Raw genomic sequence first — 19,188 nt, 5'->3', positions numbered from 1 at the left:
TATGAGCCAAGCAAAATGGGTTTTATTTTTAGGAAACTTTAAAATAAGTGATACAGTAGTAACAAGTTGGATTATAATAGCTGCTTTAGCTTTAATATCTTTCTTAGTTACTAGAAACTTAAAGAAAGTTCCTACAAGTAAAGTTCAAATATTTTTAGAGTTTGCTATAGGTGGACTTGCTAAATTTGTAACTGATACGATGGGTGAAAAAACAATAAAAAGAATGCCGAATATCATACCGTACATAGGAAGTTTATTCTTATTCTTTGCATGTTCAAATCTAATAGGATTATTAGGATTTAGATCTCCTACTACAGACTTAGATACAACATTAGCATGGGCACTAATAACATTCTTTATGATTTACTTTGCAGGTGTTAAGTTTAATGGATTTGGATACTTTAAAGGCTTACTTGAGCCAGTACCATTTTTACTACCGCTTAACTTAATAGGAGAGTTGGCTAAGCCAATATCATTAAGTTTCCGTCCATTTGGTAACATATTAGGTGGATCGGTTATAATGAAGCTACTATATGATTTCTTAGCGTATTTATCAACACTTATACCAGGAGTATCGATACCAATCGGTCAGTTATTAATACCTGTACCACTACATTTATACTTCGATATATTTGCAGGATTACTACAATCGTTTATATTTATAATGTTAACGATGGTTTTCGTTGGAAATGCAGCAGTAGGAGATTAAAGAAAATAATTTAAAATAAAAATTAAAAAAATTTTAAGGAGGAAATTAATTATGGAAACAGCTATAGTATTAGCAGGTTCAGCTATAGGAGCAGGTCTTGCAGTTGTAACAGGTATAGGAGCAGGGATCGGACAAGGATTCGCAGCAGGAAAGGCAGCAGAAGCAGTTGGTAACCAACCAGAAGCTAAAGGAGATATAACTCAAACAATGTTACTTGGAGCTGCAGTTGCAGAATCTTCAGCAATATACGGATTAGTTATAGCAATAATCCTTCTATTCGCTAACCCACTTATGAAGTTTTTAGGTTAAGAATATTAGAATATTTTTATAATTAGGAGATGGATTTGCCATCTCCTAATTATAAATTGTGATTAGTAGAAAGGAGGATAACACATGGAATTAAAGCCGCTTATAGGCATATCATATGAATTAGCATTTCAACTTATAAATACTTTCTTAGTATTTATGCTTTTAAAGAAACTTTTATTTAAACCAGTACTAGGTATAATAGAAGCTAGAGAAAAAGATATACAAGAAAACTTAGCTCATGGAGAAAGAACTAAAAATGAAGGTATATCTTTAAAGAAGGAATACGAAGAAAAAATAAGTTCTGCTAAAAATGAAGGCCAAGAAATAATAAAGCAAGCTACTTTAAGAGCAGAGCAAAAAGAATCTGAAATAATATCTACTGCAAAACAAGAAGCTCAAAGCTTAAAAGAAAAAGCTAGCAAAGATGTAGCACAAGAAAGACAAAAAGTTATGAATGAAATCAAAGATGATATATCAGACATAGCATTATTAGCTGCATCTAAGGTTATAGAAAAAGACTTAGACAAATCTAAGCATGAAGAGTTAATAAATAACTTTATAAAAGAGGTAGGCGAAGCTAAATGATAAATGTAATCGCAGGAAGATACGCTGAAGCCCTATTTCAAGTAGGAGAAGAAACAAACTCAACTACTAAGTTATATGAAGAACTAAATGCAGTAGTAGATACACTAAAATCGAATCAAGATTTTTATGGTGTTTTAAAATCTCCTCTTGTAGGAAAGGGAGACAAAAAAGAATTATTAGAGAAAGTTTTTGAAGGACAAATAAGCTCTAGCTTAAACAATTTCTTAAAAATAATGGCAGATAAAGATAGAGTATCGGCTATAGAAGCTATACAGAAATCTTTTAAAGAATTATTAAATGAAAAGAATAATATCATAGAAGGTATTGCAATAACAGCAGTATCTATGAGCCAAGAAGAAATAAAGCAGCTTGAAGCTAAACTTTCAAGCAAATACAATAAAAATGTTACTTTAGAAAATAAAGTTGACGAGTCTACCATAGGAGGAGTTCTAGTTAGACTTGGAAACGAAGAGATAGATGGTACTGTTAAGGCTCGTTTAGCCAACATGAAAAATCAATTATCTCAAGTAATATCTTAGAATGGCGGTGAACCCATGAACTTAAGACCTGAAGAAATAAGTTCTATAATTAAAGAGCAAATAAAAAATTATGAGAATAAAGTTGAGTTAACTGATACAGGTAGTGTTTTAAAAGTTGGAGATGGTATAGCTAGTGTTTACGGATTAGAAAATGCTATGGCAGGAGAACTTTTAGAATTTCCAGGAGAAGTTTACGGAATGGCTCTTAACCTAGAAGAAGATATGGTTGGGGCTGTTATGCTTGGTAGTGACCAAGGAATAAAAGAAGGCGACATTGTTAAGAGAACTGGGAATGTAGTTTCAGTTCCAGTTGGTGACGCTTTAGTAGGAAGAGTTGTAAACGCATTAGGTCAACCTATAGATGGAAAAGGACCTATAAACACAGATAAATTTAGACCAGTTGAATCTGAAGCTACAGGAATAATAGCTAGAAAATCTGTTCATCAACCATTAGAAACAGGTATAAAAGCAATTGACGCAATGGTTCCAATTGGAAAGGGTCAAAGAGAGCTTGTAATAGGTGATAGACAAACTGGTAAAACATCTATATGTATAGATGCAATACTTAACCAAAAAGGTAAAGATGTTATATGTATATACGTTGCTATAGGACAAAAACGTTCTACAGTAGCTCAATTAGTTAATACATTAGAAAAAGGTGGAGCGATGGATTACACAATAGTTGTATCTGCTACTGCATCTGAATCTGCACCTTTACAATTCTTAGCACCATATGCAGGTGTTGCAATGGGTGAAGAATTCATGTTTAATGGAAAGCATGTTCTTATAGTATATGATGATTTAACTAAGCATGCCGTTGCATACAGAGAGATGTCATTATTACTTAAGAGACCACCAGGACGTGAAGCTTATCCTGGGGATGTATTCTACTTACATTCAAGATTACTAGAAAGAGCAGCTAAGTTATCAGATGACTTAGGTGGAGGTTCTATAACTGCATTACCTATAATAGAAACTCAAGGTGGAGACGTTTCTGCGTATATACCAACTAACGTTATATCTATAACAGATGGACAAATATACTTAACACCTGAATTATTCTACGCAGGTATAAGACCAGCAGTTGACCCTGGTATATCAGTATCAAGGGTTGGAGGATCAGCTCAAATAAAATCAATGAAAAAAGTTGCTGGACCATTAAAACTTCTTTACTCTCAATATAAAGAGCTTGCTGCATTCGCTCAGTTTGGATCTGACTTAGATGAAGATACAAAGAAGAGACTTGCACAAGGGGAAAGAATAGTTGAAGTATTAAAACAAGGTGAACATCAACCATTATCTGTTCAAAATCAAGTTATGATAATACATGCTGTAACTAATGATTTATTATCAGATATACCGGTTAATAATATACAAAGATTTGAAAAAGAATTATATCAATTTGTAGATACAAATTATCCAGAAATAGGAAAGAAAATTCTTGAAGCTGGAGATTTTGCTCAAGAATTAACTAACGCTATAAATGAATTTAAGAAAAAATTTGTTATAGAAGCGTAATCCTTTTTAAAAAAGGAGGTAACCCAATTGGCAGGAGCTGGAATGAAGGAAATTAAAACTCGTATTAAGAGTGTTGAGAGTACTAAGCAAATAACTAAGGCCATGGAACTAGTTTCATCTTCTAAGTTTAGAAAAGCTAAGGAGAGAGCTGAAAGTGTAAAGCCTTATTTTAATACTCTATACAACACTGTTCAGGATATAGCTGAAAATACGAGCAATAGTAAGAATGTATTTCTTAAAGAGAGAAAAGTAAATAAATCGTGTTTCATAGTAATAGCTGGTGACAGAGGACTAGCTGGAGGTTATAACTCTAATATTTTAAAAGCTGTAATTGCGCATGAACATTCTAATGGAGCAAAGGTAATTTCTATAGGTAAAAGATCTAAAGATTCATTCTCAAAAAGAGGATATGAATTAATGGACTCTATAGGTACTGTAGAAGAAGCTACTTATGAAGATGCTAATAGAGTAGCTCAAAGGGCAATGGATGCTTATAAAAATGGAGAAGTTGATGAGGTAAATCTTGTTTACACACAATTTATATCTGCATTAACACAAGAACCTAAAATAGTTAAGTTATTACCACTTACTATAGATAATAATGATAATGATAAAGAAGTTAAAAAGAGTAAATCTGCAGTTCAATATTTACCTTCAGCTGATTCAGTACTTGGATACATATTACCTAAGTACATTTCAGGAAGTGTATATGGAGCTATAGCAGAGTCTTATGCATCTGAACAAGCTGCAAGAAGAAATGCTATGGAATCAGCTACAGATAATGCTAACGAGATGATATCTAAATTAGAATTAGTTTACAATAGAGCTAGACAAGCAGCAGTTACTCAAGAAATATCTGAGATAGTTGCAGGGGCTTCTTCAGCTCAATAATTAAGGAGGTTAGGACATGGCAAATGTAGGTAAAATAGTTCAGGTCATAGGGCCGGTATTAGACGTTAAGTTTAATAGTGAAAAAAGCTTACCTAATCTATTAAATGCATTAGTGATAAAGCATGGAGATAAAGAAATAGTAGCAGAAGTTTCACAACACGTAGGTGATGACACTGTTAGATGTATATCAATGAGTTCAACGGATGGACTTGTTAGAGGTATGGATGCTGTTGATACTGGGGCTCCAATAAGTGTTCCAGTAGGAGATGCAACATTAGGAAGAATATTCAATGTATTAGGAGAACCAGTTGATGGTAAAGAAGCACCAAAAAGTGCTCCTCAATTACCTATACATAGACCAGCACCAAGCTTTGAAGAATTACAGCCAACTGCTGAGATATTAGAAACTGGTATAAAGGTAGTTGACTTATTAGCACCATACTTAAAAGGTGGTAAGATAGGTCTATTCGGTGGAGCCGGAGTTGGAAAAACAGTTCTTATACAAGAGCTTATAAATAACATAGCTTCTCAACATGGTGGTATATCAGTATTCGCAGGTGTTGGAGAAAGAACTAGAGAAGGTAATGACCTTTATGGTGAAATGAGTGAGTCTGGAGTTATAAACAAGACTGCACTAGTATTTGGACAAATGAATGAGCCACCTGGAGCAAGAATGAGAGTTGCATTAACAGGGCTTACAATGGCGGAATATTTCAGAGATAAAGAAAACCAAGACGTTTTATTATTCGTAGATAATATATTCCGTTTCACTCAAGCAGGATCTGAGGTTTCAGCTCTTCTTGGACGTACTCCATCAGCAGTTGGATACCAACCAACATTAGCTACAGAAATGGGTAGATTACAAGAGAGAATAACATCTACTAAGAGTGGATCTATAACATCAGTTCAGGCTGTATATGTACCTGCGGATGACTTAACTGACCCAGCGCCAGCTACAACATTCACTCACTTAGATGCTAAAACTGTTTTATCTAGACAAATAGCGTCACTAGGGATATTCCCAGCGGTTGACCCATTAGAATCTAGTTCAAGAGTTCTTGACCCACATATAGTTGGAAAAGAACATTATGAAGTAGCAAGAGGAGTTCAATCTATATTACAAAAATATAATGAGCTTCAAGATATAATAGCTATACTTGGTATGGACGAATTATCAGATGAAGATAAAATAACAGTTGCTCGTGCTAGAAAGATACAAAGATTCTTATCTCAACCTTTCCACGTTGCAGAACAATTTACAGGATTTGCTGGTAAATATGTACCATTAAAAGAAACTATAAGAAGTTTCAAAGAAATATTAGAAGGAAAGCATGATGCTTTACCAGAATCAGCATTCTTATTCGTAGGGAATATAGAAGAAGCTGTTGCTAAATCAAAGGAGAGTAGATAATAATGGCAAGCGAATTTGCACTTGAAATTGTTACTCCTGATAAGACCTTTTACAATGGAACAGCTGAGATGATAATAGTTAGAACTACTGAAGGAGATAGAGGTATACTTAAAAACCATAGACCTTTAGTAGCGGGATTATCAACTGGAACTCTACGTATTAAAAAAGACGGAAAATATAAAGAGGCTAAAATCTCTGGAGGATTCATGAATGTAGATAAGGAAAAGATAGTTATAGTAACTGAATCTGCTGATTGGATGTAAAAAAGATTTTATAATTTTATATATAAAAAGAGCTAGAATTTTTCTAGCTCTTTTTGTATATAAAATATTTTTAATTTAAAAAATAGAAGTCATTGAATAGAATCATCTAATAGTAATACAATAATAGTATAGGTAATTTTGGGAGGATATAATGAATATATTGGATATTGGTGTAGATATTATAGAAATTGAAAGAATAAGAAATATTTTGGAAAATAATCCTAGATTTTTGGATAAAATATTTACAAAGAATGAAATAGATTATTTTAAATCAAAAGGATTTAAAGCTGAAACTATAGCGGGAAACTTTGCAGCAAAAGAAGCGATTAGTAAATCTATAGGTACAGGTATAAGAAATTATAATTTTAATGATATTGAAGTTTTAAGAAATAATTTAGGCAAGCCAGTTGTTAAAACTTATAATAATCTAAGACAAATTTGCATAGATTATAATGTTTTAGAAATAAAAGTTTCAATATCTCACTGTAAAGAATATGCAGTAGCAAATGCAATGACTATAATTAAGGAGTGATAAAATGAAGAATAAAACAGCAAAAGATATAATGACTCAAGATGTAATAATTGCAAAAAAAGATGATAGTTTGGCAAGTGTAGCTAAGCTATTAATTCAAGAAAAGATAGGAGGGCTGCCTGTAGTAGATAACGATAGTAAGGTTGTAGGGATTATTTCTGAAACTGATATAATGAAAAAAGAGACTTACATAGAATCTCCTCACATAATAAACTTCATGCAAGGCCTAATATTTTTAGATGACTATAAAAAATTAGAAGAAGATATGAAAAAAGTAGCAGCATATAAAGTAGAAGACTTAATGTCTAAGGATATAGTTAAGGTACATGAAAATGATAAATTTGATGATATAGCTAACCTAATGATAAAAAAATCTATAAATAGAGTTCCAGTTATAGATGATGATAATAATTTAAAAGGAATAATATGTAGATATGATATAATTAAAGCAATGTATAATGAATAATATACAGTAGGAGGATTTTGAGTGAAAAAGTGGGCCGTGTTAATTATTATAACTGTCGGCATTTTAGGTATTGTCATAGGATGTCAAAAGAAAGAGTCCACAAAAGAAGAATTATATGAAGAATTTCAAAAGAAAATATTAACTATGTCTTCTTACAAGTGTACAGCAGATGTAGAAGTTATAGGAAATAAAAGTGCACATAATTATGTGTTTATTCATAATTATAATAAGCCAGATAATTACAAACTAGAAGTAGTTTCTCCGAAACATTTAAAAGGTAAAACTATAGAGTATAACAAGGATAAGATACTAGTAAAAAACCCAGAAATAAATGATACAGTAGAATTACCTAACGCAGGAACTAACGATCAGTATATGTTTATAGGTGATTTTATTAAAAACTATCTTCAAAATGAAGAAGTAACTATAAAATTATCTAAGGGAAGTTTAAACCTAGAAACTTTAATACCTGGAGATAATCAGTATTTTAGTAAACAAGTTTTATATATTAATTCAAAGACAAAATTACCTGAAAAAATGGAAATACTGGATGATAAAGATGATATTAGATTTACAGTAACATATAAGGACTTTGAGTATAAGAAATAAGGGGAAGAAAGATATGAAAAATACAATAACAGCTCCTACGTGGGCGGAGATAAATCTAGATAACATAAAATTTAATTTAAGTAATATAAAAAAAATATTAAAGGAAGATACTAAAATTTGTGCAGTAATAAAAGCTAATGCATACGGACATGGATCGGTTGAAATTGCAAAATTCTTAGAAAATGAAAATGTAGATTACTTTGCGGTAGCTAGATTGGAAGAAGCTATAGAATTAAGAGAAAATAACATAAAACTTCCTATACTATGTTTAGGATATATTCCAGAAAACTCTTTAGAAATGGCTATTAAAAATAATGTAACTCTTACTGTTTATTCTTTAGAAATGGCAGAAAAAATTAACAATATTTCTAGTAGTATAAAGCAAAAGGCCTTTGTTCATATTAAGATTGATACAGGTATGGCTAGATTAGGATTTATATGTAATGAATCTTCAGTAAATGAAATAGAAAAGATACATGATTTAGAGTTTATAGAACTGCAAGGTATGTATACTCATTTTGCTAAGGCAGATGAAGAAGATAAAGAATTTACTTATAAACAAGTAGAAAACTTTAAGTTTATGGTAGATAGTTTACTTTCTAAGGGTATAAATATACCTATAAAACATGTATCTAATAGTGCTGCAATTATGGATTGTTCAGACTTAAGATTTGATATGGTAAGATGTGGTATAGTGCTTTATGGACATTATCCATCTGATGAGGTTATTAAAGAAAGACTAGAATTAAAACCAGCTATGAAGCTAAAAACAACAATAGCTCATATTAAAGAAATTGAGTCAGGCACAGGTATAAGTTACGGGCTAAAGTATAAAAGCAGCAAAAAGGAAAGAATCGTAACTATACCTATTGGATACGCTGATGGGTTTACAAGAATGCAAGGAAATCCTAAGGTACTTATAAAAGGTAAGGTCTTTGATATTGTTGGTAGAATATGCATGGATCAATGCATGGTTAAAATAGATAAAGAAATAGACATAAAAATAGGAGATGAGGTTATAATATTTGGAGAAGATAATATGACCGTCGAAAGAATGGCTAAAGATTTAGGAACTATAAACTATGAAATTTTATGCATGGTATCAAGAAGAGTTAGCCGTATTTATATGGTAAAAGATGCAATTTTACAAGCGGGTAGTTATTTGATAAAATAAAATTGATAGTATACTCCGGGAGGCGATTTTGTGCGAAATAAAAGCAAGGAAAAAATAATATTTACTTTACCGGATTCTTTAATATCTGAAGTAGATTATATCGTCCAGATGGAAAATAGCAATAGAGAAGATTTTGCAAAAGCTGCTTTTCAATTCTATATAACTCAAAAGAAAAAAATAGACTTCAAGGAGCATATGATCAAGGGTTATAAAGAAATGGGTCAAATTAACCTATCATTAGCTGAATTAGGTATGACAAATGAAGTATCTTCTGATGATAATTCAGAAGGGAAGATCGCTCAAGGTGAGTACTAACTCGGATATAAAGCGAGGATATTTATATTATGCTGATTTAAGCCCAGTTGTTGGCTCAGAACAGGGGGGTGTTAGACCTGTTTTGATAATACAAAATGACATAGGAAATAAGTATAGCCCAACTGTTATAGTAGCAGCCATAACATCCCAAATTAATAAGGCTAAGTTGCCTACTCATATAGAAATAAGTGCTAACGAATATGGGCTTAATAAGGATTCTGTTATTCTCTTAGAACAAATAAGAACTATAGATAAAAAAAGGCTAAGAGAAAAGATTGGTTGTCTAGATAAGAACATGATGGTAAAAGTAGATAATAGCCTTCAAATAAGTTTAGGGCTATTTGTACTATAAAAATATTGATATTAATTTTAATATCAATATTTTTTTATTTTTAAAATTTATAATTTACGATATTTATGGAAAGATTATAAACTATATATTTAAAATATAGTTTCATAAATATAGGTAAATTTAAACTATATTTTAAATACAATTTTAGTAAAGAAAGATGTATTTATGTATACAGATATATATTAAAATATAAAAATGAGAAATTTCAAATTATGTTACATAAAATATCCAAATATAGCTAAAAAATACACATAATAGGCCTTTATTTAAAAATTATGAGTAAAAAACTATATAAAAGTGATATAATAATATGAGATTGGAAGAAATAATACATTACATAATGAGTAATTTTTACTTTACAAACACAGGGAGGTAATTACATGAGAGACCATAAAGGATTAAATGAGATTGCACGTGATATCAGAAAAGATATAGTCTCTATGATACATGAATCTAAGTCTGGGCATCCAGGAGGATCATTATCAGCTGTTGAGATATTAACAGCCCTTTACTTTGATGAAATGAATGTAGATGCTAATAATTGCAAAATGGAAGATAGAGATAGATTTGTTTTATCAAAAGGACATGCAGCACCAGTGTTATATTCAACTTTAGCTCAAAAGGGATTTTTTGATAGAAGCGAGTTAAATAAATTAAGGAAAACTGGAAGTATGTTACAAGGACATCCAGATATGAAAAATATCTCAGGTATTGATATGTCTACTGGTTCATTAGGACAAGGTTTTTCAGTAGCTTGCGGTATGGCTATGGCATCTAAATTAGATAATGCACCATGGAGAGTATACACTTTACTTGGTGATGGAGAAGTTCAAGAAGGAATAGTATGGGAAGCAGCAATGAGTGCAGCTCATTATAATCTTGATAATGTAGTAGCATTTTTAGATTATAACGGACTTCAAATAGATGGAGACGTATCAAAAGTAATGAATATCGGACCGATAGTAGATAAGTTTAAAGCTTTTGGATGGAATGTAATAGAAATAGATGGTCATGATTTTGATCAAATATTTGCAGCTCTTGATATGGCTAAAGAAACAGTAGGAAAACCAACTATGATAGTTGCCAAAACTGTAAAAGGTAAAGGAATATCGTTTATGGAAAATGAAGCTGGATGGCATGGAACTGCTCCAAGTGATAGTGATTTAGAAAGAGCATTAGAAGAATTAGGGGGTGCAGACAATGAGTAAGATAGCAACTAGAGAGGCATATGGAAAAGCATTAGTTAAGTTAGGTCAAATTAATGATAATGTAGTTGTATTAGATGCTGACTTATCAAAATCTACTAAAACAAATGATTTTTATAAAGCTTACCCTGAAAGATTCTTTAATATGGGAATTGCAGAACAAAACCTAATAGGAGCAGCATGTGGTTTTGCAGCAGCAGGAAAAATTCCTTTTGCAAGTAGTTTTGCTATGTTTGCTACAGGCAGAGCTTTTGAAATAATAAGAAATTCAGCAGCATATCCTAAATTAAATGTTAAAGTATGTGCAACGCATGCGGGTCTTACAGTAGGTGAAGATGGAGCATCTCACCAGAGTGTTGAAGATATAGCTATAATGAGAGCTGTACCAAACATGACTGTTTTAGTTCCTGCAGATGGTGTAGAGACTGAACAAATGATATTAGAAGCGGCTAAATTCAATGGACCTATGTATATTCGTCTTGGAAGAAGCGCAGTGCCTACATTATTTGATGAAAATTATAAATTTGAAATCGGAAAAGGTGCAATAGTTAGAGAAGGTAATGATGCTACAATAATAGCTTGTGGAATAATGGTAAATGAAGCAGTTATGGCTCATGAATCATTAAAATCAGAAGGTATAAATGCTAGAGTTATAAATATGTCTACTATAAAGCCTATAGATAAAGAAATAATAATAAATGCAGCAAAGGAAACAGGTGCTATAGTAACTGCTGAAGAACACAATATAATCGGTGGATTAGGATCAAGTGTAAGTGAAGTAGTAAGTGAAGAATGCCCAGTTGTTGTTAAAAAAGTAGGAGTTAACGACACATTCGGAGAGTCTGGAACGCCAACTGAATTATTAAAGAAATATGGATTAACATCTGATGATATAGCTAAGGCTGTTAAAGAAGCAATAGCTAAGAAATAAAAAATATAGCCAATTATGGCTATATTTTTTTATTTATCAAATCTATTCACTTTAAATAGATTCATATCTTTATTTACTTTGTTTTTGTATAAATCAGATAAAAACATACCACCTAATATAGCGAATAAAATACCATTTGCTCCATATCCTAAACAGTACCATAAATTATTATGATCAGGGTCTGGACCTATAAATCCTAAGTTATCGCTAGTAGATGCAAATGTACCACAATATTTATAATCTACTTCTATATTATTTATATTTGGAAACATTGATTTTAGTCGAGCTTCTAATATATCATATTTTTCATTTGCGGCTTTTTCATCAAATATACCAGGGATAAAACTAATATCTTCCCCGCCTATAATTAATCTATTATCATCAGTTGTGCGTAGATAATTATATGGATCGCAGTTATCTCTTATAAGAATTCTTCTATCCCATCCATCAAAGTTTTCGACTGGTTTTGTAGCAATATTAAAAGTTGTACTTTTAGTGGCGAAGTTTCTTTTTGTAAACTGTAAAGTATTATAACCTGTTGCAACAACGACTTTTTTGCATTTTACAGTGTATCCAAATTCAGTAATAACTTCTATTAATTCATTATTATATTTTATATCTATAACCTCTGTATTTTCAAAAGCCTTAAGTCCATTATTTTGAGCAACATTTAGTAACTGATGAGTAAATAGGACTGGGTCTAATTCTGAACCTCCATTTTTGGATATTATACCTGCCTTTAAATCAAAACTAAATGGAGAGTTAGTATCATCTATATACTCTACATCTAACTCGTTTTCTTTTCTTAAATCATACTCGTTTTTAATAGCGTTTATTTCATTATTTTTAGCTGTATATAATAGAGTATCTTTTTTCTTATATAGACAATGGTTTCCATTAATTTTAATAAAATCTTCTAGTTCTGACAAAGCCTTCAAGCCTAGTTTATAGGACTTTATAGCATTAGATAATGTTGTGTACTCTGTCAAATCACTTAGATTATCATCTAATTCATATTGTAAAAGTGATGTAGTAACGCTTGTACTTAAGTGGGCAAATCTACTTTTATCTAATACAACGCTAGAAATATTATTTTTAGACATATAATATCCAACAATTGCACCAGTAACACCACCTCCTATAACACAAACTTCCGTTTCTAAATCTTTGTCTAGATATTTAAACTGCTTTATATTTTTATTTATAGATGTGAAAATTGGTTTACCTTGAACATATTGCATTTTCATATATAGCCTCCTAAGTATTAATATGATTTATTTTTCCATAAACAGATAGAACTTATTCTTATAATTAATATTCTAAGTATATAAATAGATTCATATATTTAGATTAGATGGGAGGTGATATATTTGAATATAAAATTTAATATTAAGGGTGTAATATATGGGGTTTTAGTATTAATACTTATAATCGGAGGTTTCGTGTTTATACCTAATATGTTTATGGAGAAATCTAAGCCAGTAGATTACACAATATTACAAAGAGAAGCTATACCAGAAAAAATATTAGATGTAATGGATAAATATACAAATGAAGAAAGGGCATTAGCTGTAAAATTAGATAAAAAAATATATGTAATAGTAACCAGAGGTAATGATAGTAAACGCGGAATTCAAATAGACAAAATAGACCTTTTAAAAGAGGAAGAAAAATCTATAATGAGAGTAAAAGCTACATATAAAGATAAAGAGAAATCTTCTCCGTATGTAGTTGTAGAAACAAACTTAACTAATTTACCAGATAGGATAGAACTAAATACATCTAAAGCTGAACAATAAGATTATTTATAAATACATATAAGGAGCCTAATAATCATTTTGGTTATTAGGTTTTATTATTTAAAGAAAATTTAATAATAACTAATTATTTACCATAAAGTAGGGAAAAATAAAAATTAAAATACTACATAGAGGTGAATTAATGTTAAATATAGATAAATATAAAGTAGATATAGAAAATTTAAAATGCAAAAATGTATTAGACAAAATGGATTTTAATACAACTAAGGACATATCATCAATAAGAGAAATAATTGGACAAGATAGAGCTGTCAGTGCCATAGAATTTGGACTTAAAATGAAGCAAAATGGATATAACATATATGTAGCAGGTTCTAGCGGACTTGGAAGAACTAGCTATACTAATAAACTTATAAAAAAGCATGCAAAACAAAAAGAATTAAAAGATTGGGTATATGTTTATAACTTTAAAAACTCAAATGAGCCTACATCACTATCATTTAGAGCAGGAGAAGGTAAGTTATTTAAAAAAGATATAGAAGATATTATAGATAAACTTAAATCAGAGATACCTAAAATATTTAACTCTAAAGAGTATGAATATCATAATAGGTTATTAATGGGTGAGTTAGAAAATAATATACAAAAGATAATAGAAGATTTAAATGAATTTTCAAAGCCAAGGGGATTTAAATTTCAAGTTACAGACAGAGGCCTAATGAGTATTCCAATAAAAGAAGATGGAACACTAATGCAAGAAGACGAATTAGGAAATCTTACAACCGTAGAGATAAAAAGATTAAGAGAAGAAGGAATAAAGCTTAATCAAGATAGCAAAGAATATATAGATAAGATTAAAGCCTGTGAAGAAGACTATAAAAATAAAAATTTCGAGCTAGATAAAAATGTTGGAAAGAGTTTAGTGAATTTCTACGGACAGTATTTAATAGGAAAGTATGGAGATTACGAAAAAATTAAAAAATACATTACAGACTTATGTGATGATATAGTTAATAATATCTCTAAATTTAAAGTGGATAATGAAGAAAATCAACAAAACCCAATGGCATTATTAGGTATGATGTCTCCTAAAAATGAAGAAAAGTTATTTAGTAAATATAAGGTTAATTTATTTATAGATAATAGCGAATGTAATGAATGTAAAATAATAGTTGAAAATAACCCTACATACTACAATATGATAGGTTGTATTGAGTATAAAAATGAAATAGGAGCACTAACAACTAGCTTTATGGAAATAAAACCAGGAGCACTTCATAAAGCAAATGGAGGATATTTAATTATAAATGCAAAAGACTTATTATCTAATCCATTTTCTTGGGATTCTTTAAAAAGAAGCTTAAAGACTGAGAAAATAGCAATAGAATCTTTGAACAAGCAATATGGATATGTAGTTACATCTACATTAAAACCTGAACCTATAGACTTAGATGTAAAAGTTATACTTGTAGGAGATAGTTATTATTATAGTCTTCTTTATGCATATGAAGAAGATTTTAGAAATCTATTTAAGATAATGGCAGATTTTGATATAGAAATTGATAAAAATGAAGAAAACATATATAAAACAGTGCAATTAATAGCTAATAAATGCAATGAAGATGGTTTAAAGCATTTTGATAAATATGCAGTAGAAAGAATAATAGAATATAGTACTAGAGTAAGTGACAATAAAGATAAGCTTACAGCTAGATTTAATAAAATAGTAGATATAATATATGAATCATCAACTATAAGTGATGAAAGTAATGAATATGTAACTAGAGACGATGTTCAAAATGCTATAAATCAAAGGATCTATAGAAGTAATAAATATGAAGAAAAATTAAATGAAATGTTTGAAGATCAAACTTTATTAATTGATATAGAGGGAGAAAAAGTAGGTCAAATAAATGGACTTGCTGTAATGGGTACAGGAGAATACTCTTTTGGAAAGCCATCTAAAATAACTGCTTCTACATATAAGGGTAGACGTGGTGTTGTAAATATAGAAAGAGAAATAAAGCAAAGTGGAAGTATACATGATAAAGGTGTATTAATTTTAAGTGGATACTTGGGGTCTAGATATGGAAAAGAAAAACCATTATCAATAACTACATCTATTACGTTTGAACAAAATTACAGTGGAGTAGATGGGGATAGTGCATCAAGTACAGAATTATATGCGATAATTTCTAGTATAGCTGATATTCCAATTAAACAGCATATAGCAGTTACAGGTTCTGTAAGTCAAAAAGGAGAGATACAGCCAATAGGTGGAATAAATGAGAAAATAGAAGGATTCTTTGATGTATGTAAAATAAAAGGATTTACAGGAAATCAAGGAGTTATGATGCCTATACAAAATGTTAAAAACCTAGTTCTTAAAGATGAAGTAGTAGAAGCTGTTAAAGAAGGCAAGTTTAATATATATGCAATATCAAATATTGAAGAAGGTTTACAAATACTTACAGGAAAAGATATAGAAGAAATTGATAAAAAGGTTAACGATATATTAGAAAAATATAGAGAAAGTGATAAAGAAGATAGCGATAAAAAGGATAAAAAGTAATATAGCAAGCAAGTACTTAATGTAAAGATTAATAAAGCAAAAGCATTTAATTAAATTTACTTTATTAAATGTTTTTGCTTATATTTTTTATAATTATAATGAAGGTATTAATACTCTTGTTTCTGTAACTATGTAATCTAATTGAGCGTCATGAGGTTCTTTTGGAATTTCGTCAAAAATTTGAATATCAAAAGCTATTCCTATGGTTATGGCATCATCTCTTAAGTTTTCTAAGAATCTGTCATAAAATCCACCACCATATCCAAGTCTATAGCATTTTTCATCATAAGCAACAGCAGGAACTATTACTATATCAATGTCAGAGATATTTACTTTACAGGAAGATTCTTTCTTAGGCTCCCTTATACCATAAGTTCCAATTTGAATATCATTTCTCAAATCTTTAATTTGGCATGGTATAAGTTTTTTTTCATTAAGTATAGTTATTGGAGATGAAACTATCTTTTCTAGAGATAAAAGTTTATTGACTAATTCATCTGTCTGAACTTCATTATTGAAATCTAGATAAAGCATAATATTTTTGGCACTTTTTATGCAATCCATTGATAATAATTTCTCAACTATTATTGATGAGTGGCTAGATATAAAATCATGATTTTGATTTTTTCTAATAGTTATAACTTTATTTCTAAATTCTTTTTTCATAAAATCTACCCCTTTTACTATGGTATAATATGGATATGAATTTACACATCCATCTAATATGAATTTTAGTATAAGTAAATAACTTAAATCAATACAAATGCTAAATAGTAATAAAAAGAATAGCTAGTCATATAATATATAATAGATTAGGATAAAGGAGATGCAACGAACATGATATCAAAGAAAAAAGCTATTATATACGGTATAGTTCTCGTATTAGTTACAGCTTTATTTACATCAACTTTTCAAATTGCATTAGGTGATAAAGTTGTAATATCTAAAGGCATGTACGAAGGCTATAAAAAGTATAACAAGATGATTGGATTAGAAAGTATGATAAAGGAAGACTTTTATCAAAAGCCAACTGATAAAAAATTAGTAGATGGAGCAATAAAAGGATTATTCTCTGGTCTTGATGATCCATATTCTCAATATTATACAAAGGAAGAGTTTGAAAGATTAAAAGAACAAACAAGTGGATCTTATGTAGGTATAGGTATATATATAAGTCCTACATCTGAAGATGATTACATAACAGTAATAGCTCCGATAGAAGGCTCTCCAGCTGAAAAAAGTGGAGTACAATCTGGAGATAAAATAATAAAAGTAGATGGAAATCCTGTTTTTGCTAAAAACTCTGATGAGGCAGTAGGAATGATGAAAGGAAAAGCAGGTACTGAAGTTGAATTAACATTAAACAGAGATGGAAAAGAATTTAATGTTAAAGTTAAAAGAGAAGAAATAGTTTCAAAAAGTATAGAAAGTGAAATGTTAGAGGATAGCATTGGATATATAAAAATAGTATCATTTAGTGAAAATACATACAAAGACTTTAAAACTGCACTTAATAAATTGCAAGAAAAAGGAATAAACGGTTTAGTTTTAGATGTTAGAGATAATGGTGGTGGACTATTAGATATATGTCAAAAAATCGCAGATGAATTAATAGGTGAGGGAACTATTGTATATACTAAAGATAATAAAGGAAATACAGAATATTTAAAATCAGGTAAAGGAAAAGTAGATTTACCTATAGCTATATTAACTAATAAAGGAAGTGCATCAGCATCAGAAATACTTACAGGTGCCATTTTAGATAATAAAGCTGGGGTATCTGTAGGAACAACTACATTTGGAAAAGGATTAGTACAAAGTGTAAGAGAATTGAAAGATGGAACTGGATATAAGTTAACAACTGCACAATACTTTACTCCAAATGGAAACTATATAAATGGAAAAGGTATAAAACCAACAATTGAAGAAAAAAATGAAACAAAACAATTAGAGGTTGCTACTAAATGGATTAAAGATCAAATGAAGTAGCGAAAAATAAAAAAGTAAAATAATTTATAAAATTTAATTTAATGTTATAACTTATAAACGCATTTTAATCTATATTATTTTAAAAAATGAAAATTTTTATGAAAATTTTTATAATAAATAGAAGGTTATAGGTTTAAAGTATAGAATTAATAAGTATAGTTAATAATGTTAATTAGGATGTGATTTTATGAATAAAAATAGAGGAAAAGTTGTTAGTCTTCAAGAGTATAAAGAGAAGAAAAAACAATTACAAACAGATAGAGATGAACTTTTAAACTTAATAAAGAGAATAGTTACAATAAAATAAGGAGTATTAATACTCCTTATTTTATTGTAAAAATGTGTTTATAAGGTTATGACATCTTTAAATCATTCATATAATCTTGAAATTGAGAAAATTCGTTTTCGTCATTAACTTCAAGTTCAAGAGCTTGTGAGTTTTCATTATCAAAGTTTTTAAGGTATATCGTATGGTTACTATTTGTACAATCATGATAAATACATCTATATCCATCCTCATATAAACTTTTTAAATCATTAAAACTAGTCACAAAATCATCTCCTTATAATATTACATTAATTTATATATAGTTTTACACAAAATATAGATAGTATTCAAATTACTATAAATATCAACAATTTAACTATATAGATAGTTTATAGAAAAATATGAATAAATAAAAAAATAAATAAAATTTAAAAAAGTTTTTAAAAAAGTATTGACGATATAAATTTAAGATGGTATAGTTATACTTGTCCTTAAGAAAAGGGCAAACAAGTAAAAAAACAACAGAAAAAAGTTGACAAAGTTAAATGACTTTGGTAGACTAAGGAAGTTGAAAAAAATAAGCGCCAACATGGTTGCTTAAAATGAACTTTGAAAATTAAACAGTAGGTTAATTTATAGAATTTGAAACAACCAAACAAAGCCAGATATATAACAGTATCTGAGCCCAAGTCAAAACTTATATTTAAGAGTTTGATCCTGGCTCAGGATGAACGCTGGCGGCGTGCCTAACACATGCAAGTCGAGCGATTTCCTTCGGGAAAGAGCGGCG

22 protein-coding genes and 1 rRNA gene are annotated in these 19,188 nt (G+C 29.7%); 20 read left to right on the top strand and 3 right to left on the bottom strand.

The window, feature by feature from the left end; all coding sequences use genetic code 11:
* Window position 1: 1 nt before the first annotated feature.
* From atpB to JWF52_RS05815, 16 genes are all read left to right on the top strand, one after another.
* Window positions 2-709, top strand: coding sequence for a F0F1 ATP synthase subunit A (gene atpB / locus JWF52_RS05890; RefSeq protein WP_208332463.1), 708 nt, complete (start codon window positions 2-4; stop codon window positions 707-709).
* Window positions 710-760: 51 nt separating this feature from the next.
* Window positions 761-1,018, top strand: coding sequence for an ATP synthase F0 subunit C (gene atpE, locus JWF52_RS05885; RefSeq protein ID WP_208332461.1), 258 nt, complete (start codon window positions 761-763; stop codon window positions 1,016-1,018).
* An 84-nt stretch (window positions 1,019-1,102) separates the two neighbouring features.
* Window positions 1,103-1,603 carry a F0F1 ATP synthase subunit B gene (gene atpF, locus JWF52_RS05880; protein WP_208332460.1) on the top strand — a complete coding sequence of 167 codons (501 nt, stop codon included), beginning with the start codon at window positions 1,103-1,105 and terminating at the stop codon, window positions 1,601-1,603.
* On the top strand, window positions 1,600-2,142 hold the full coding sequence (locus JWF52_RS05875) for a F0F1 ATP synthase subunit delta (protein WP_208332458.1): 543 nt from the start codon (window positions 1,600-1,602) through the stop codon (window positions 2,140-2,142). The genes atpF and JWF52_RS05875 overlap by 4 nt, the downstream gene beginning before the upstream one ends.
* 15 nt (window positions 2,143-2,157) lie before the next feature.
* Window positions 2,158-3,660: a F0F1 ATP synthase subunit alpha gene (gene atpA / locus JWF52_RS05870; RefSeq protein ID WP_208332456.1), complete on the top strand. Its 1,503-nt coding sequence runs from the start codon at window positions 2,158-2,160 to the stop codon at window positions 3,658-3,660.
* A gap of 27 nt (window positions 3,661-3,687) precedes the next feature.
* The gene (gene atpG / locus JWF52_RS05865) at window positions 3,688-4,551 is read left to right on the top strand and encodes an ATP synthase F1 subunit gamma (RefSeq protein ID WP_208332454.1); all 864 of its coding nucleotides are present in this window, start codon (window positions 3,688-3,690) and stop codon (window positions 4,549-4,551) included.
* Between the two features lie 16 nt (window positions 4,552-4,567).
* Complete coding sequence (gene atpD / locus JWF52_RS05860; protein WP_208332452.1) at window positions 4,568-5,962, top strand: F0F1 ATP synthase subunit beta; 1,395 nt, start codon at window positions 4,568-4,570, stop codon at window positions 5,960-5,962.
* 2 nt (window positions 5,963-5,964) lie between these two features.
* The gene (atpC, locus tag JWF52_RS05855) at window positions 5,965-6,225 is read left to right on the top strand and encodes an ATP synthase F1 subunit epsilon (protein ID WP_208332450.1); all 261 of its coding nucleotides are present in this window, start codon (window positions 5,965-5,967) and stop codon (window positions 6,223-6,225) included.
* A 151-nt stretch (window positions 6,226-6,376) separates the two neighbouring features.
* Window positions 6,377-6,757, top strand: coding sequence for a holo-ACP synthase (gene acpS, locus JWF52_RS05850; RefSeq protein WP_208332448.1), 381 nt, complete (start codon window positions 6,377-6,379; stop codon window positions 6,755-6,757).
* Between the two features lie 4 nt (window positions 6,758-6,761).
* On the top strand, window positions 6,762-7,223 hold the full coding sequence (locus tag JWF52_RS05845; RefSeq protein ID WP_208332446.1) for a CBS domain-containing protein: 462 nt from the start codon (window positions 6,762-6,764) through the stop codon (window positions 7,221-7,223).
* Between the two features lie 21 nt (window positions 7,224-7,244).
* Window positions 7,245-7,832, top strand: coding sequence for a germination lipoprotein GerS (gene gerS, locus JWF52_RS05840; protein ID WP_353654879.1), 588 nt, complete (start codon window positions 7,245-7,247; stop codon window positions 7,830-7,832).
* A 13-nt stretch (window positions 7,833-7,845) separates the two neighbouring features.
* The gene (gene alr / locus JWF52_RS05835; protein ID WP_208332444.1) at window positions 7,846-9,006 is read left to right on the top strand and encodes an alanine racemase; all 1,161 of its coding nucleotides are present in this window, start codon (window positions 7,846-7,848) and stop codon (window positions 9,004-9,006) included.
* 30 nt (window positions 9,007-9,036) lie between these two features.
* Complete coding sequence (locus JWF52_RS05830) at window positions 9,037-9,321, top strand: hypothetical protein (protein ID WP_042277986.1); 285 nt, start codon at window positions 9,037-9,039, stop codon at window positions 9,319-9,321.
* The gene (locus JWF52_RS05825) at window positions 9,281-9,673 is read left to right on the top strand and encodes a type II toxin-antitoxin system PemK/MazF family toxin (protein WP_208332442.1); all 393 of its coding nucleotides are present in this window, start codon (window positions 9,281-9,283) and stop codon (window positions 9,671-9,673) included. Before JWF52_RS05830 ends, JWF52_RS05825 begins: the two co-directional genes overlap by 41 nt.
* A gap of 380 nt (window positions 9,674-10,053) precedes the next feature.
* Window positions 10,054-10,881, top strand: coding sequence for a transketolase (locus tag JWF52_RS05820; protein WP_208332441.1), 828 nt, complete (start codon window positions 10,054-10,056; stop codon window positions 10,879-10,881).
* Entirely contained in the window at window positions 10,874-11,809 is a 936-nt protein-coding gene (locus tag JWF52_RS05815; RefSeq protein WP_208332439.1) for a transketolase family protein, read from the top strand. Before JWF52_RS05820 ends, JWF52_RS05815 begins: the two co-directional genes overlap by 8 nt.
* A gap of 29 nt (window positions 11,810-11,838) precedes the next feature.
* On the opposite strand, the gene JWF52_RS05810 is transcribed toward JWF52_RS05815, so the two are convergent.
* On the bottom strand, window positions 11,839-13,056 hold the full coding sequence (locus JWF52_RS05810; protein WP_208332437.1) for an NAD(P)/FAD-dependent oxidoreductase: 1,218 nt from the start codon (window positions 13,054-13,056) through the stop codon (window positions 11,839-11,841).
* Between the two features lie 123 nt (window positions 13,057-13,179).
* On the opposite strand from JWF52_RS05810, the gene JWF52_RS05805 reads away from it, so the two are divergent.
* Both JWF52_RS05805 and JWF52_RS05800 read left to right on the top strand, forming a co-directional pair.
* Window positions 13,180-13,608, top strand: a complete 429-nt coding sequence (locus JWF52_RS05805) for a hypothetical protein (RefSeq protein WP_208332436.1) — start codon at window positions 13,180-13,182, stop codon at window positions 13,606-13,608.
* A 142-nt stretch (window positions 13,609-13,750) separates the two neighbouring features.
* Complete coding sequence (locus tag JWF52_RS05800; RefSeq protein WP_208332434.1) at window positions 13,751-16,141, top strand: Lon protease family protein; 2,391 nt, start codon at window positions 13,751-13,753, stop codon at window positions 16,139-16,141.
* Window positions 16,142-16,234: 93 nt separating this feature from the next.
* Here JWF52_RS05800 and JWF52_RS05795 read toward each other — a convergent pair whose 3' ends face one another.
* Window positions 16,235-16,807, bottom strand: coding sequence for a 5-formyltetrahydrofolate cyclo-ligase (locus JWF52_RS05795; RefSeq protein WP_208332432.1), 573 nt, complete (start codon window positions 16,805-16,807; stop codon window positions 16,235-16,237).
* 171 nt (window positions 16,808-16,978) lie between these two features.
* Here JWF52_RS05795 and JWF52_RS05790 point away from each other — a divergent pair, with 171 nt between their 5' ends.
* A complete protein-coding gene (locus JWF52_RS05790) occupies window positions 16,979-18,130 on the top strand; it encodes a S41 family peptidase (RefSeq protein WP_208332430.1) in 1,152 nt (383 codons plus the stop codon).
* Between the two features lie 353 nt (window positions 18,131-18,483).
* Here the strand turns inward: JWF52_RS05790 and JWF52_RS05785 are convergent, their stop codons facing one another.
* Complete coding sequence (locus JWF52_RS05785; RefSeq protein WP_208332428.1) at window positions 18,484-18,681, bottom strand: hypothetical protein; 198 nt, start codon at window positions 18,679-18,681, stop codon at window positions 18,484-18,486.
* A gap of 416 nt (window positions 18,682-19,097) precedes the next feature.
* On the opposite strand from JWF52_RS05785, the gene JWF52_RS05780 reads away from it, so the two are divergent.
* Window positions 19,098-19,188, top strand: a 16S ribosomal RNA gene (locus JWF52_RS05780); the annotation flags it as partial.

Origin of the sequence: Clostridium sp. CCUG 7971, assembly GCF_017590215.1 — a bacterium.
Lineage (GTDB): Bacteria > Bacillota > Clostridia > Peptostreptococcales > Peptostreptococcaceae > Faecalimicrobium.
This window is presented reverse-complemented; position numbering and strand designations above follow the sequence as displayed.

Bases quoted from the DNA above. Each gene is read 5' to 3' on its own strand.
- atpB (WP_208332463.1), top strand. From the start codon at position 2: ATGAGCCAAGCAAAATGGGTTTTATTTTTAGGAAACTTTAAAATAAGT.
- atpE (WP_208332461.1), top strand. From the start codon at position 761: ATGGAAACAGCTATAGTATTAGCAGGTTCAGCTATAGGAGCAGGTCTT.
- atpF (WP_208332460.1), top strand. From the start codon at position 1,103: ATGGAATTAAAGCCGCTTATAGGCATATCATATGAATTAGCATTTCAA.
- JWF52_RS05875 (WP_208332458.1), top strand. From the start codon at position 1,600: ATGATAAATGTAATCGCAGGAAGATACGCTGAAGCCCTATTTCAAGTA.
- atpA (WP_208332456.1), top strand. From the start codon at position 2,158: ATGAACTTAAGACCTGAAGAAATAAGTTCTATAATTAAAGAGCAAATA.
- atpD (WP_208332452.1), top strand. From the start codon at position 4,568: ATGGCAAATGTAGGTAAAATAGTTCAGGTCATAGGGCCGGTATTAGAC.
- atpC (WP_208332450.1), top strand. From the start codon at position 5,965: ATGGCAAGCGAATTTGCACTTGAAATTGTTACTCCTGATAAGACCTTT.
- acpS (WP_208332448.1), top strand. From the start codon at position 6,377: ATGAATATATTGGATATTGGTGTAGATATTATAGAAATTGAAAGAATA.
- JWF52_RS05845 (WP_208332446.1), top strand. From the start codon at position 6,762: ATGAAGAATAAAACAGCAAAAGATATAATGACTCAAGATGTAATAATT.
- alr (WP_208332444.1), top strand. From the start codon at position 7,846: ATGAAAAATACAATAACAGCTCCTACGTGGGCGGAGATAAATCTAGAT.
- JWF52_RS05825 (WP_208332442.1), top strand. From the start codon at position 9,281: ATGATAATTCAGAAGGGAAGATCGCTCAAGGTGAGTACTAACTCGGAT.
- JWF52_RS05820 (WP_208332441.1), top strand. From the start codon at position 10,054: ATGAGAGACCATAAAGGATTAAATGAGATTGCACGTGATATCAGAAAA.
- JWF52_RS05815 (WP_208332439.1), top strand. From the start codon at position 10,874: ATGAGTAAGATAGCAACTAGAGAGGCATATGGAAAAGCATTAGTTAAG.
- JWF52_RS05810 (WP_208332437.1), bottom strand. From the start codon at position 13,056: ATGAAAATGCAATATGTTCAAGGTAAACCAATTTTCACATCTATAAAT.
- JWF52_RS05800 (WP_208332434.1), top strand. From the start codon at position 13,751: ATGTTAAATATAGATAAATATAAAGTAGATATAGAAAATTTAAAATGC.
- JWF52_RS05795 (WP_208332432.1), bottom strand. From the start codon at position 16,807: ATGAAAAAAGAATTTAGAAATAAAGTTATAACTATTAGAAAAAATCAA.
- JWF52_RS05790 (WP_208332430.1), top strand. From the start codon at position 16,979: ATGATATCAAAGAAAAAAGCTATTATATACGGTATAGTTCTCGTATTA.